Consider the following 14281-nt stretch of genomic DNA (forward strand, 5'->3'; position numbering starts at 1 on the left):
TCCTTAATCGAGATGCAGCACTTTCTCGAGGAACTCGCGCGTGCGAGCCTGCTTCGGGCACTTGAACATGTCGGCGGGCGCGCCTTGCTCGACGATCTTGCCGCCCGCGCAGAACACGACGCGCGTGGCGATATCGCGGGCGAAGTGCATGTCGTGCGTGACGATGATCATCGCCATCTTCTGTTCGGCGAGCTGGAGCATCACGTTCTGCACTTCGATCACCATTTCCGGATCGAGCGCCGATGTGACTTCATCGAACAGCATCAGCTTCGGCTCGAGCATCAGCGCGCGCGCAATCGCGACGCGCTGCTTCTGGCCGCCCGAAAGCTGGCTCGGATATGCGTGCAGCTTGCTTTCGAGACCGAGCCGCGCGAGATACGTGCGGGCGCGCTCCGTCGCTTCCGTCCTGGACAATCCGCCCACCTTGACCGGCGCGAGGATCAGATTGCCGAGCACGGAGAGATGCGGGAAGAGTGTGTAGTGCTGAAACACCATGCCGATCTGCTTTTGCAGCTTCGCGTCGATACGTTTCCCGCGTCCCGAATCGGCACCGAAGATGTACGGCTTGCCCTGAAAGCCGATCTGGCCGCCCTGAATGCCTTCGAGTCCCATCATCACGCGCAGCAACGAGCTTTTGCCGCTGCCGCTCGGCCCGATGATGACGAGGCGGTCGTCCTCGCGCATGTCGAGGTTCATGTGATCCATGACGACGAGGTTCTCGCCATAGGACTTGCACACGTCCCTGAGCTGCACGAACTCGCCGGATGCGGCGGGGGAAAAATCGAGAACTGCCGGCGGGACGTCGTGTTGGGCAATCATGGTTTGCGATGACAGCATGAAATCTCTCCAGCAAGCGCGCCGCACGGGCGCGTGATCTGCGGATGACAAGGTGCGTGGGTATCGCGCGCGATCCGCTGGGACCGCGGCACGGATGGGCGCGTCACATCACTTGTTGGCGACCAGCATGGCCTGCACGGATGTCTTGATGAGCTTGTCGACGGCGCCCGATTTGACTTGCGCGTTGACGTAGTCGTTGAGCACCGCGAGATCGGCCGCGGACGTCTCCTTGCGCAGACCGAACGCGACTTCCTGTTGCGCGAGCGGCGGCGTCGGCTGAACGGACGCGGCCCAGTCGGGATGCGCTTCGGTCAGCAGCATGTTGGTGATGTTGGCGTCGGCGAGGAGGTCGGCGCGCTTCGACATGAGGGCGAGGCGGGTTTCGTCGTTGCCTGGCAGGCGCATGATGCGAGCCTGCTTCAGCGCTGCCGAGATGGCCTTGTCCTGCGCGGTGCCGGACATCACGGCGATGGTCACGCCCGGCTTGTCGATATCGGCGATGCTGTGCGCGCCCTTCGGGATCTTCGGGTTGTTCTTGTTATAGACGAACGACACGTTGTAGTCCGTCGCGGGCGCCGAGAACGACACCGCCTTCTCGCGCTCGGGCGTCTGGTTCAGCGCCAGCGACACGTCCCACTTGTCCGACTGCAAGCCGGCGACGATGTTGTCCCACGTCGTATCGACGAATTCGACTTTCACCTTCAACACGTTCTGCCCGAAGTTGCGGCATAGATCCGCGAAGAAGCCGCTGTATTCGCCCGTCTTCGGATCGCGCATCACGTACGGCGGCGCAACGGCCGCGCCGCAGCGAAGCACGCCCGCCTTTTTCACGCTTTGCCACGCGCCGGCGTCTTCCGCATGAGCGGGCGCTTGTGCAATCGCGGCTCCGGCAAAGGCCAGACACGCCAGAGCACGACCGATGAAACGAGACAGCTGAACCATGATGAACTCCCGAGTAAGAGTAAACCCGTATCAAATCTCCGGGTCTGCACCACACAAATCTGCGTATCTAGATGTGTGCAGGATTGTATGCAGTGTAGGGAGTCAAAAAAGAGGCTGTCAACTAGGCGATTGCCCTTAGTTCGTTCATGCGTCGAGTGAGGGAGGCGTTGGCCGCGGTAAGTCGCGCGTTGCGCACGAGGGCCGGTGATGCGGAACTACATAGAGGGAGAAGGAAGCGCGAGCGTTCCTTCTCCCTTCGAGGGGATGACGCTTACAGCTTCACACCGCCGAGCAGGCTGCCGACCGCATCGAGCGACTTGGTGATGTTCTTCACGTCGACGTCGGTGTGGGTGGAGGCATCGACCTGAGTCACGGGCGCGATGTTGGTCTGCGGGCTGGCGAACGAGAAGCCGCCGTTGTAGTTGGAGTTGATGCCGTTGTTCTGGAAGATGCTCGCGCCGCCGACGATGGCGCCCATTTCAGCGCGGCCGAGTTCTTTGCTGACGGTGAGGTTGTCGATTTTCAACATGATGGTTCTCCTGATGACTTGAATGGATGACTAAGGGATTACAGCTTCACACCGCCGAGCAGGCTGCCGACCGCATCGAGCGACTTGGTGATGTTCTTCACGTCGACGTCGGTGTGGGTGGAGGCATCGACCTGAGTCACGGGTGCGATGTTGGTCTGCGGGCTGGCGAAGGAGAAGCCGGCGTTGTAGTTGGAGTTGATGCCGTTGTTCTGGAAGATGCTCGTGCCGCCGACGATGGCGCCCATTTCAGCGCGGCCGAGTTCTTTGCTGACGGTGAGGTTGTCGATCTTCAACATGATGGTTCTCCTGATGACTTGAGTGGATGACTTGAATGGATGACTAAGGGATTAGAGCTTGACGCCGTCGAGCAGGCTGCCGACCGAAGTGAGCGACTTGGTGATGTTCTTCACGTCGACGTCGAGGTGCTGCGAGGCATCCACTTGCGTGACGGGAGCGACGTTGGTCTGCGGGCTGGCGAAGGAGAAGCCGGCGTTGTAGTTGGAGTTGATGCCGTTGTTCTGGAAGATGCTCGCGCCGCCGACGATGGCGCCCATTTCAGCGCGGTCGAGTTCTTTGCTAACGGCGAGGTTGTCGATCTTCAGCATGATGTAGCTCCTAAGACTTGGTTGGTTGGATGAGCACCAATCGTTGCGCTCGCAGCTACATATGCGAGGGCCGTGCCAAGCGGGGCTAGAAGATCTGTTCGGTTAAACCAAGGTCTTGAAGATAAAGGCGAATCGAGACTGCGCATGCAGCATCGCATCGATTTGCCGATGATCGGATACGCGTGAGGTGTCGGCTATTCAAGAACAGAAGCCGGAGGCGTGTCGGGCTCCGGCAGACAGTGCGGCGTGGAAGCAGCTTCGTCTATTGAGGCGGGACGACCTTTGCCGGCGGCGTCACCCAGACGGCGGTCGGCACGATGTAGTACGGCGGTGTGCTCCGCCTCAGCAACGTGCCGGTGACGGAGAGCAGCACGCCAGGCGGAAGAGGCGGTCCCATGACCTGCACGCGAGGGACTGCGATGCGGCCTTGCGCATCCTGAGAGAAACGCCGGTCGATCACGCAAAGCGGCGGGTCCATCGACAGCATCCAGACCGACTGCTGTGAGCCGCTGTCCGTTTCCACGGTCTCCTGGACAGGCGTGCCACGAAGCGTCAGGTTCGTTCCGACCGGGAAGCAGGCAGGGGCCGCCCAGGTCGTGCCGGCGCAGAGGGCGAACATCGCGCAGAGAAGGCGGTTCTTCATTGGACGAATCTCCCGGGCAGCATTGCAAGTGCCGATCATAACCGGTGACGAGAGGGCGCTCAGCCGGTCAAAACCGGAAGCCCTCTGCGGCGCCATACAACTGCGCCGGCCGCTGCGCACCATACAGAAACTCGCCTTCGAGCTGCACGATGCGTGGCTCATCCTTGAGACGCCGACGGAACACGCTCTTGTCCAGCGGACGGCCGAGAATCAGCTCGCAAGTCTGCTGAAGTTCGGTCAGCGTGAACCTTTCGGGCAGCAGATGCAAAGGCAGCGCTGCGCGCTCCACCTTGTCCCGCAAGGTGGCCAGTGCCGCGCGGATCAGGTCCGCATGATCGAACGCGAGCCGGGAGCCCGGCGCGAAGGCATCGCGCCATTCGATCGCCTCGGTCTTTTTCCCGGCGATCGCGGGCACTTGGTCGCGCGGAAGCAGCGCGTAGTAGAGGACACTCACGGACCATCCGCGCGGATCGCGGGTCGCGCCGCTGAACGTGGCGACCTGATCCAGAAACGGCACGTCCACGCCGGTCTTGCCCGACAGCACGCGCTGCGCGGTGTCATCGAGATCGCTATCGGAAGCCGGGTCCAGCACGCCGCCCGGCAGCGCCCACTTGCCCGGTTCCGGCGTGTTGGCCCGCTTCACCAGCAGCACGCGCAGGCTATTGTCGATGATCGTGAAAAGGGCGATGTCGGTTGTGACGAGGGGAAAGAGCTTCTTCATCGCGATCTTAGTTGCAGTAAGTCACTATGTATGTGATAGGATAGTAAGTAGTGTACTGCAACTAAGTCGCAAAAACCGTGCGCCAACTATAAGAACCGGGGGAACAATGACCAAAACAGAAAGATTCGAGGGTTGTCTTCTGGGCCTCGCCTGCGGCGACGCGGTGGGTACCACAGTCGAGTTCCGGCCGCGCGGCTCCTTCGCGCCCGTCACTGACATGACCGGCGGCGGTCCGTTCCGGCTGAAGCGCGGCGAATGGACCGACGATACATCGATGGCGCTCTGCATGGCGGCGAGCCTCGTCGAAAAGAGAAAGTTCGACGCGCGCGACATCATGGAACGCTTCTGCCGCTGGATGGACGTCGGATATATGAGCAGCAATGGCACGTGCTTCGACATTGGAATCACGGTCAGCAATGCGCTTAGGCAATACAAGGACACCGGCGACGTGTACGCGGGTTCGGAAGACAAGTATTCGGCGGGCAATGGCTGTCTGATGCGCCTCGCGCCCATTCCAATGTTCTTTCATGCAGATGCGGCTGCGGCCATGGAAAGGTCCGCTGCCAGCGCCCGCCTGACGCACGGCGCAAAAGAGTGCGTGGAAGCGACACGCCTGTTCGCCGCCATGTTGATCCGCGCGCTCGCAGGCGCGGCGAAGAGCGAGATTCTCGACGCTGAAGGTCTGCCAACGGGAACATGCACAAGCGTGAACGCGATTGCGGCCGGTTCGTATCTTCGCAAGAACGAAGACGATATTCGTGGATCGGGCTATGTCATCGACAGTCTCGAAGCCGCGCTCTGGTGCTTCGCGCACACCTCTTCATTCGAGGAAGCCATTCTTCGCGCGGCCAATCTCGGACAGGACGCCGACACGACCGCCGCGATATGCGGGCAGGTCGCCGGCGCGCATTACGGTGTTGCTGGCATTCCGTCGCGCTGGCTAGGCTGGCTCGCGATGCATGATGAAATCCGCGAACTGGCCGGCAAGCTCGCCGATAGCAACGACATAGCATGACGAGGAAAATATCGTGACGCAAATTTCCCGATAACGATCGGCACCGCACGGACAGTGACGATTCATGCGCCGTCTAATGGTATCGGCACCGTGATCGCACCGGTCGACGGCTTGCCAATCCATGTCGATATAACTACCCTGCGTACGTGACGCGATATCGATGAACGAAAGTGCGTTCGTTCACTTACAGGCGTCTCGCACATGCAAGGTGCAGAAGGTCTCTCGCGCGACCGTGCGCCATCTCCTCGACAATACGTGGTTCCCAACTTGCGCGAAGCCGTTTTCGGTTCGGCGATACGAAGCCGGGCACGCGGCGGTGTTTCGATAACAATCGCGAGTCGATAGCAATATGCAGGTTCTGGCGAGAAGAAGATTCATTTCCCTGACACTGGCGGCATGCGCGGCCGGGGCGGCGGGAGCGGCGGGCGTGTTCACTACTCCCGCGTGTGAGCATCGCGATGAACGAGCCGATGGCGTGGCGTACGGCAAGTCGCGCCGCCAGTTGCTCGACGTCTATGCGGCTGAGCCGTGCACCCGCACGAATCGCCCTGTCGTCGTGTATTTCTACGGCGGTGGCTGGCAAAGCGGTCACCGCACGGATTCGCGCGGCGTCGCGCAAGCGCTCGCCGCGCGAGGTATCGTGACTGTCGCGCCGGATTACCGCATCTATCCGGAAGCCGTGTTTCCGGGCTTTCTCGAAGACGCAGCAGCCGCCGTGCGCTGGACACGCGATCACGCGCGCGAATTCGGCGGTGATCCCGGACACATCTTCGTGATGGGGCATTCCTCCGGCGCGCACATCGCGGCGATGCTCGCGACCGATCCGCGCTATCTCGCCGCGCAGGGCATGTCGAATGCATCGCTTGCGGGGATGATCGGACTCGCGGGTCCATACGCAGCCATTCCGACGAACGACCCCCACATGAACGAAATCTTTCCGCAGGCGTTGCGCCAGCGGGCGCTGCCCATCGATTTGATCTCGGGCGGCGAGCCACCGATGCTGCTCGCCGCCGGCACGGCGGACACGGATGTCGATCCGCGTAACAGCGTGCGTTTCGCCGACGCGTTGCGCGCGCATCACGACGCCGTGGAGTTAAAACAGTATCGGGGTTATGGTCACGATACGATCCTCAATTCGTTTTCAGCGGCGCAGCGCGCTGCGTCGCCGGTTCTGGCGGACGTCACCGCTTTCATCGCCGCGCATTGAACGCCCATTGCCATGCTCGTGCGCGCATTGACCCCTGACGACGCCCGATCATTTCAGTCGCTTCGACTAGCGGCGCTGGAGCAGTTGCCCGCATTGTTCGCGTCGAGCTATCAGGAAGAAAAGAATCGTCCGCGCGATGACGTGGCCAGATGGTTGATGCTCACGGAAAAGCAGGCGGTCTTCGGGGCGTTCAAGGAAGAGGGGCTCATTGGCGTCGCGGGCATGCGCCGTGACGTTTTTCCGGGACATCGGCACAAGGTTCATCTTTGGGGCGTGTATGTCGTGCCGGGCAAGCGGCGAGCAGGCGTAAGCAGGAGGCTGATCACGGAAGCCATTGGCTTCGCGAAGGACATGCAGGGCGTGACGCAGGTGAATCTGATGGTGGCGGCAAGCAACGTTATCGCGATTCGGCTGTACCGGTCGCTCGGCTTCGAGGAGTTCGGGCGCGAATGCAGCTCGATCTTCGCGGACGACACGCCGGACGACGAACTGTGCATGTGCTTGCGGCTAGCCCCGTTCGATGCCGGCGTATAAACGTGTGCCGCGCTTCTATTCGGTCGCGCAGTCGTTGCAGGTATTGCCGATATACCGCGCCGCTTTCCCGCGCTCCGGCGGGCTGATCTGCATATAACCGCCGTCGAGGATGTTATGGCGGACGATATTGCCGCTATAGTCGACGCCGCCCTCGCCATTCGATCCGCCGGTGATGTTGCCGCCGTTGATCATGCGGTTGCATTCGAGGACATTGCCGCCGGAGTCCTGAGTGGCGTCGTTGTTCTCGGGGCCCATGCGGCAGTTATCCGCGAGGTTATAGGCGATGCGCCCGTTCACCGAGCCCACCAGCGCGATGCCATAGAGCGGACAGTTGGCGAACGAGTTGAAGACGAGGACATCGCCGGTTCCGCCGCCCTGTCCCTCGGTCTGGAACATCGACTGGCCGAAGAAATCGCGGAAGCTGTTGCCCGCGAGGATGAAGTCGTCCACGGCGCCATTCGTCTGCACCGGAATATCGTAATGGCCGGGACGTTCCCATTCGCGGATGCGCGTCGGGTTGGCGCCCACGAAGTTGCAGCCGACCAGACTGTTCCCGGTCAGCGGGCCCTCGAAGTTGAACATGTTGCCGTCCTTGCGGATCGTCTTTCTGAGCGTCACACCGGGTTCGCACTGGATATGGCGGTGACTGGCGGTGATCACGACCGTGTGATTGAGCAGATAGGTCCCCGCGGGCACGAGTACGTCCCCGGCATCGACCGCGGCCTGAAAGGCCTTGGTGTCGTCGGCGGTGCCATTGCCCGCGGCGCCGAATTCCTTCGGGCTGCGCGGATTGACCAGCTTGGGCGGCGTGAAGGAGGTCTCCGGGCAATTGGCCGATGCCGGGACCGGCGAACTGTCGAGGCCGGCGCGATGGCCGCCACCGCTCGCGCTTCCGTTTCCGACCTGGTGCCACCAGCGCACGAAATGGCTCGGAGAGAGATGATCCCGGAGACGGCCGTCTTCCCACGCGGCATACGCCGCATCGAAGTGTTCCTTCACGCCCGGTGTATTGACGATAAGCACGGACACGCCGATCAGCAAGCCGCCAATCACGATCGATTTTTTCATTTACATTCCCTGCACATCCGGGTTTCAGTCAGTGATCGCCAATTACGAAAAGCCCACACGGATGCATATTCGATTCGTCTCATCCGGAAAACGAATTTCGACTCGGAGCGTACCGAATTACTACCCTGAATCGCATCCGTGAATCTGTGCGCCTGGCGCTTGACAAGACCCTGGCAACGCTGAGTGCCTTTGATATGGATGAGTCCGTCGTTGAATGATCCTGACGGCAGTTTCGTGAAAAGGAAGAGTAAGGGATTCGCTTGAATATGCGCGACGGTGGTTCGTGTGTCGCATATTACTTGCCGCATCTTCATGATCGGTGCGTTGACTCACCTCCCGCTCGAGAAAATCGCCGATTGCGGCATCGGCTATATCGGGTGGCGTGGCGAACATTCGCCTTATCCCGTTTGATGCACTCTCGCTCCAGGCGCGAAAGAGCGTCGACGGTGCAATTCATCGCCGATGCCGTATTCGCGGAACGCAAGACACCCATGCCGGAGAGATCGTGCTGACCGCAACAATGCAATCGATGAGAAAACGCCTGCTGGGCGTTCATCAGGATCACAAGCGCATCGCGAGGAGCGCGCTCGTCCTGCTGGTATTCGTTCTTGCCGGAAAGCTCATCGGCGCATCGAAGGAAATGGCGATCGCGTATCGCTATGGAATCAGCGGCACCGTCGACGCCTATCAGCTTGCGCTCACACTCATCACCTGGCTCCCGGCGACGATCACGAACGAGTTGAGCGTGCTGCTGGTGCCCGCGCTCGTGGCGCTCAGAAAGGACAAGGCACAGCAGAACCAGTTCCTCGGCGAGCTAGAGGGAGCCGGGCTTGCCATCGGCATCGTATTCTCGCTCGTGCTTTATTTCTTCTGGCCTCACATGGTGCGCTTGTTCTCGGGAAGTCTCGCCGAGTCGACCCGCGAGATGTGCCGGCAGATGATCGTCGGCATGGCGCCCGTCGGCGTGCTGGCCTTCACGATCTGCATTTCGGCGGCCCGGCTGCAGGCATCGGAAAAGCATATCAACACGCTGCTGGAGTGCGTGCCGGCCATCGGACTGCTGGTGTTCGTGCTGAGCGCGCGGGACAGCGTGTCGATCATGCCGCTCATACTCGGCACGACGATCGGCATCGCGATTCAGGCGGCGTGGCTCCGGATACTCGCGAGAAGGGCGGATACGCTGCCCGCCCGTCCACGCCTGTCGCTGCGCGCGCCGCAGTGGCCGGGCACGATGCGTTCGCTCGGCATGCTCATGATCGGCTCGGTGGTGGCGAATCTATGGCTTCCCGTCGACCAGTATTTCATGGCGCAAATGGGCGAAGGCGCCATCGCGACGCTCGGCTATGCAAACCGGCTGCTCTCGCTGCTCGTCAGCATGGGCGCGATCGCCATCAGCCGCGCGACCCTGCCGATTCTCTCGGAGATCCTCTATCGCGGCGATCATGAGCGCGCGCGCGGCACGGCGCTGAAATGGTCGTTCGTGATGCTGACCGTGGGCACGATCGGCGCGAGCATCGCGTATGTTCTCGCGCCGTACGCGATCGCGCTGCTGTTTCAGAAGGGCGCCTTCACGAGCGAAGACACGATGGCGGTCACGCACCTGTTTCGCTTCGGCCTCTCGCAGATACCGTTTTCCTTCGGGATGTGCGTGCTCATCCAGTTGTTCGCGGGCGAGGCGCGCTACAAGGCCATCACGGTGATATCGGTGATCGGCTTCGCGACCAAGCTGGCGGCCAATGCGGTTCTGGTTCGCTTTTACGGTCCGCTGGGCGTGCCGCTCGGCACAGGCGTGGGTGCGGCCAGCGTGCTCGCGTGCTATCTCTTCTGGGCCCGATTCGCGCCTGCTTACACCGGCGCCGGCAAGCAAGGTGAGGGCAGCCGCTGAGTCGTCCGCTAGCCTTTAGCGTCAGCCGCCCCGAATCGCGAGCGGCTGACGTTCCTGCCGATAGCTTTATGCCCGCCCGACGATGACGCTGTGCCCGTGACGCTGCCCTTCGGACACATCGGCGACGCCGTAGTCGCCATCGAGCGCGGCGGCGGCGGCGTACACGCCTGGCTCTTCGATCACACCCGCGTGGTTGCCCGGCACCTCCGCCACAGTCAGCCCGCGCCGTGCGATCTTCCGCCAGAGCGGCAGCGGATCGCCCCGGTCATCCTCGCGCGAGGCGGCGCGCACATAGACGATCCGCCCGCCGTCGTACGGCTTCGGCCGATAGTTGTTCATCGCGGTGCGGAACGTGTCGCGCAGCCGGCGCAGCACGGGCGGCATGGGGTCGGCCGTCGGCGCGGCTTGCACCTTCGGCACGCGGCCGAGGCGCATCGCCAGCTTGTTCATGGCGGCGTGAACCTTGCCAGCCGCGAAGGCCGCCCGCTCGCGCGGCGACATCTCCGAGAACGTCTTCCATAGCCGGGCCACGTAATCGCGCCGGAATTCGAGCCACGCGAACCACGGCAGCCAGCGCTCCTGCACATAAGTGTCGAGCAGGCACACGAACTCCGTCTGCTCGCCCGCGCCGAAGAGCTGCTGCGCGATCTCCAGCGCAACGAGTCCTCCGAACGAGAACCCGGCGAGCGCATACGGCCCGCTCGGCTGGACTTTGCGGATCTGCTCGACGTAGGTCTTCGCCATCTCCTCGACGCGCCGTTGCGGCGGCGTTTCGCCATCGAGCCCGAGCGCCTGCAGGCCGTAGACCGGGCGCGCCTTGCGCATGGTCCCGATGAGACGCGTGCACTCCAGCACCGATCCCGTCACGCTGTGCACGAGAAAGAGCGGCGTGCCTTCGCCTTCGCGCATCGGCACGAGCACTTCCGATGTCTGCGGCAGCGCGCCGTTGTCGATCACGTCGGCGAGTTGCGCGATGGTCGGCGCACGCAGCATCGTCGCGAGCGGGATGGTGCGTCCGGCAATCGGCTGAAGTTCCGCGAGAAGGCGCGCGGCCAGCAGCGAATGCCCGCCCAGCTCGAAGAAATTGTCGTCGCGGCTGATAGGGCTGAATGCGAAAAGCTGCTCCCATTTCATCTGCAGCAGGCGCTCGAGATCCTCACGCGTCGCATAGGTCTGCGGCACATCGCCGGAACGATGCTGAAGGGCAGGGTGACTGCGGATCGGGTCGAGCGAGGCGGGATTGCGCAGCGCTGCGGTGTTGGTCACGTCGAGCCCGTTGACGGCATTGCGCACCGCGGCTTCCGAGAGCTTGCCGCTATGCGTGGCCGGCAGATCGTCGACAGCCGCGATGACGTCCGGCACATGCGCGGCGGAGGTGCGGCGCACGAGCTCGCGGCGTATCCGCGCGATCAACGCGCCGCCGAGCCGCGCGTCCGGCTTCAGCGTGACGAGCAGCACGAGCCGCTCGCCGACGATGTGAGCAGGCGCGTCGGCGCCGGCGTTCTCGCGCATGCGCTGCTGCACGACGATGCCGTCGCGAATCTCGGGGAAATCGTTCAGCACGCGGTAGATCTCGCCCGGCCCGACGTTGATGCCGCGCACGACGAGCACGCCGTCGCTGCGGCCATGCAGGCGCGCCGTGCCTTCCGGCGGAAATTCGATCTGGTCGCCATGCGTCCATACGCCGGGATTCGCGCTGAAATAGGCGTTGTGAAAGCGCGTGCCATCGGCGTCGTTCAGAAACCCGAGCGGGCGCGATGGAAACGGATTCACGCACACCAGTTCCCCGATGCCTTGTGTGCGCGCGCCGTCGCGCCACGCCTGAACGTCGAGCCCGAGGCTCTTGCACTGCGCCTCGCCCGCGTACACGGGAAGGTTCGGATTGCCGAGCACGAAGCAGCCGAGGATATCGGTGCCGCCGGAAATCGATTGCACTTGCAGCGGCTTCACATTGTCGCGGATCCACTCGAACTGCGCATCGAAGAGGATCGCGCCGGTCGACATCATCGAGCGCAGCGCGCCGAGATCGAACTCGCGCGAGGGCACGAGACCCGCTTCCTCGCACATCTTCAGGTAGGCGGGGCTCGTGCCGAACACGTTGACGCGCTCTTCGGCGACGAGCCGCCACAAGGTATCGACCGATGCGATCGGGCCGTCGTAGGTCACGATCTCGACGCCCGACGCGAGCGCCGACAACTGCCAGTTCCACATCATCCACGCGCAACTGGTGTGGAAGTACATGCGATCGCCCGGCTGCAGGCCGCAGTGCAGCCGATGCTCCTTCAGATGCTCGATCAGGCTGCCGCCCGCGCCATGCAAGATGCACTTGGGCTTGCCGGTCGTGCCCGACGAAAACATCACGAAGAGCGGATGATTGAAGCCGAAACGCTTCCATTCCACGCGGTCCGGATCGCCAGCCGCGACGAGCGCGTCGAGCGAATTGACGGGCGGCGCGGCGCGCACGGCCGAGGGATCGCCATCGAGACTGACGATGCCCGCAAGCGATGGCAAGGCTTCGGCGAGCAGCGCGATCTTTTCCGCGAGCGGCGTGCCGGTGTCGAACGGCCTGGCCGCTGTATGCGCGAAGAGAAAGCGCGGCGCGATCTGCGTGAAGCGATCGAGCAGCGTCTCGATGCCCATCTCGGGCGCGGCGGTGGAGAGCGTGGCGCCGGTTGCGGTCACGGCGAGCGCGGTGACGATCGCATCGGCGTCGTTGCGCATGACGGCCGCGACGCGGTCGCCCGGGCCCAGGCCCAGGTGCGTGAGCGCATCGGCGAGGCGCGCCACGCGCTCACGCAGCTCGCCGCGCGTGAGGCGCACGCGGCGCCCGTCGGCGTGACAGGCGATGAGCGCGGGGGCATCGGCGGCGGCCACGGTGAACCCGAGCAGGTTCTCTGCATAGTTCAGCGTCACGTCTGGGAAGAAGCTCGCCTGCTCGCATGTGTCGCCGACGCAGACCGGCTCGGCACTGCCGGACCATTTCAGTCCTTGCGCCCACTGCATGAAGTGTTGCCAGAAGGTCCGATATTCCCGGACCGAGAAGTCGTGCAGCGCGCCGTAATGCCCGAATGGCTGACCCGTGCGTGCTTGCAGTGTCGCGGTGAACGCGGTCATCTGTGACTGCGTCGCGCGTGCCGGTGACGGGTCGAAAACAGGCAGGCGCGACTTCGCCTCGTTGGGCGGTTCCGAACGATCCATTAATGGTCTCCCTCAGCGGTTACGGCAATGCCGGTTTCTGCCGGCTTGCTCTTTACTTTTTGGTTTGTTGCTTCAGGTCTGGCGCTTGGGGCGCTCTCTTTGCGATGAAGTCCGTTTCCGGGCGGACGATGTTATCGACGATCAAGCGTATCCAGCCATATCGCGATGTAATGTGCGGTTTAGAACAAATGTAGCCGGCTGGGTGTGGGCACGGAGTGGGCGAGACATCATGTCGCTGGGAAGTCGCGAATCGACAGCGCGATCGCGCACGCGTGGTCTTTCTGGATGACATCAAGCAGGCCGAAGCAACGAAGCTGCAGATCGGCTCCGTTGCATTTCGCTGATGCGGGCAGTCTGCGAGAAACCCCGCGCAAAATCACGGACTCAGCCGCGTCACCTTCGTGCCTTCGAGCGAAACGCCGGCCATGAGACCGGCGTTCGTCAAAACAAAAACCTCTACTGGGTTGGTGGCCGTTGTCGTATCCAGTTGACCGTTTGCGCCGAGCTTCAGCACGGCGACTGTCGCGTCCGTGCCGACCGCCCAGCCGTCACGTTGCCTGAATTGCGCGAGCGCGTCGTCGGTCAGGAACACGTACACGAGTGCTTTGGACTGAGCGCCGATCTGCAAGCCGAATGAACCGCCTGCCGTGCTGTAGTACCCGTCGGTCCGTCCATCGACACGCAGCGCGCCCTCGCCGTATTGCGCGCCCAGCCAGAAGCCCGCCGCGATCACGCGCGGAAAGACGAGAACGCCTCTTGCCTTGCCGACGAGCTCGCGCGATCCGTTCACGGAGACATAGAGCCGCTGCAGCGTAGCATCCACGGCTGCGTCGATGGCGCGGTCGCGGTCCGCTGTGCCCGCCGCGGTCTCACCGGACGAGGGACCGGTGGTCGTGCACGCGCCGATGCATAGCGCGGCCATTGCAATGCCGCCGGCCAGCACGAGACGCCTTTTGTTCTTCTGGCTCATACGCTTCCCAGATCAACGGTTGATAGGCTCTCGCACTATACAAGTTGTCATCCGGTGTGTCTGTCGCGACGTCTCTATTGAGCAGACGGAAGCGGACCGGTCTCTGCTACGTGTAAGCAGTGGGGAC

14 protein-coding genes are annotated in these 14281 nt (G+C 62.8%); 4 read left to right on the forward strand and 10 right to left on the reverse strand.

The features are described from left to right. Positions 1–3: 3 nt before the first annotated feature. From AC1Z32_RS35850 to AC1Z32_RS35880, 7 genes are all read right to left on the reverse strand, one after another. Positions 4–837 carry an amino acid ABC transporter ATP-binding protein gene (locus tag AC1Z32_RS35850; RefSeq protein WP_483483605.1) on the reverse strand — a complete coding sequence of 278 codons (834 nt, stop codon included), beginning with the start codon at positions 835–837 and terminating at the stop codon, positions 4–6. 108 nt (positions 838–945) lie between these two features. Beyond that, positions 946–1779, reverse strand: a complete 834-nt coding sequence (locus AC1Z32_RS35855; RefSeq protein WP_483483606.1) for a transporter substrate-binding domain-containing protein — start codon at positions 1777–1779, stop codon at positions 946–948. 271 nt (positions 1780–2050) lie between these two features. After that, a complete protein-coding gene (locus AC1Z32_RS35860; protein WP_483483607.1) occupies positions 2051–2308 on the reverse strand; it encodes a hypothetical protein in 258 nt (85 codons plus the stop codon). Between the two features lie 38 nt (positions 2309–2346). After that, on the reverse strand, positions 2347–2604 hold the full coding sequence (locus tag AC1Z32_RS35865; protein WP_483483608.1) for a hypothetical protein: 258 nt from the start codon (positions 2602–2604) through the stop codon (positions 2347–2349). Positions 2605–2655: 51 nt separating this feature from the next. Beyond that, the gene (locus AC1Z32_RS35870) at positions 2656–2913 is read right to left on the reverse strand and encodes a hypothetical protein (RefSeq protein WP_483483596.1); all 258 of its coding nucleotides are present in this window, start codon (positions 2911–2913) and stop codon (positions 2656–2658) included. Between the two features lie 262 nt (positions 2914–3175). Further along, positions 3176–3556, reverse strand: a complete 381-nt coding sequence (locus AC1Z32_RS35875; RefSeq protein ID WP_483483609.1) for a hypothetical protein — start codon at positions 3554–3556, stop codon at positions 3176–3178. 67 nt (positions 3557–3623) lie between these two features. Continuing rightward, positions 3624–4277, reverse strand: a complete 654-nt coding sequence (locus AC1Z32_RS35880) for an NrtR DNA-binding winged helix domain-containing protein (RefSeq protein WP_483483610.1) — start codon at positions 4275–4277, stop codon at positions 3624–3626. Between the two features lie 106 nt (positions 4278–4383). Here AC1Z32_RS35880 and AC1Z32_RS35885 point away from each other — a divergent pair, with 106 nt between their 5' ends. The 3 genes from AC1Z32_RS35885 to AC1Z32_RS35895 all read left to right on the forward strand — a co-directional run bounded on the left by AC1Z32_RS35885 (position 4384) and on the right by AC1Z32_RS35895 (position 7033). Beyond that, on the forward strand, positions 4384–5292 hold the full coding sequence (locus AC1Z32_RS35885; RefSeq protein WP_483484137.1) for an ADP-ribosylglycohydrolase family protein: 909 nt from the start codon (positions 4384–4386) through the stop codon (positions 5290–5292). Between the two features lie 427 nt (positions 5293–5719). Continuing rightward, positions 5720–6499, forward strand: a complete 780-nt coding sequence (locus AC1Z32_RS35890; RefSeq protein WP_483483611.1) for an alpha/beta hydrolase — start codon at positions 5720–5722, stop codon at positions 6497–6499. A 12-nt stretch (positions 6500–6511) separates the two neighbouring features. Continuing rightward, positions 6512–7033: an N-acetyltransferase family protein gene (locus AC1Z32_RS35895; RefSeq protein WP_483483612.1), complete on the forward strand. Its 522-nt coding sequence runs from the start codon at positions 6512–6514 to the stop codon at positions 7031–7033. 15 nt (positions 7034–7048) lie between these two features. Here AC1Z32_RS35895 and AC1Z32_RS35900 read toward each other — a convergent pair whose 3' ends face one another. Then, positions 7049–8101 (reverse strand): glycosyl hydrolase family 28-related protein, encoded by a 1053-nt coding sequence (locus AC1Z32_RS35900; protein ID WP_483483613.1) that lies wholly within the window; start codon positions 8099–8101, stop codon positions 7049–7051. Positions 8102–8606: 505 nt separating this feature from the next. On the opposite strand from AC1Z32_RS35900, the gene murJ reads away from it, so the two are divergent. Beyond that, positions 8607–9986, forward strand: a complete 1380-nt coding sequence (murJ, locus tag AC1Z32_RS35905; protein ID WP_483483614.1) for a murein biosynthesis integral membrane protein MurJ — start codon at positions 8607–8609, stop codon at positions 9984–9986. A 66-nt stretch (positions 9987–10052) separates the two neighbouring features. On the opposite strand, the gene AC1Z32_RS35910 is transcribed toward murJ, so the two are convergent. After that, positions 10053–13184: an acetoacetate--CoA ligase gene (locus AC1Z32_RS35910; RefSeq protein ID WP_483483615.1), complete on the reverse strand. Its 3132-nt coding sequence runs from the start codon at positions 13182–13184 to the stop codon at positions 10053–10055. 376 nt (positions 13185–13560) lie between these two features. Then, on the reverse strand, positions 13561–14154 hold the full coding sequence (locus AC1Z32_RS35915; RefSeq protein WP_483483616.1) for a BPSL1445 family SYLF domain-containing lipoprotein: 594 nt from the start codon (positions 14152–14154) through the stop codon (positions 13561–13563). Positions 14155–14281: the final 127 nt, after the last annotated feature.

It is taken from the genome of Caballeronia sp. 11_S32, assembly GCF_056930355.1.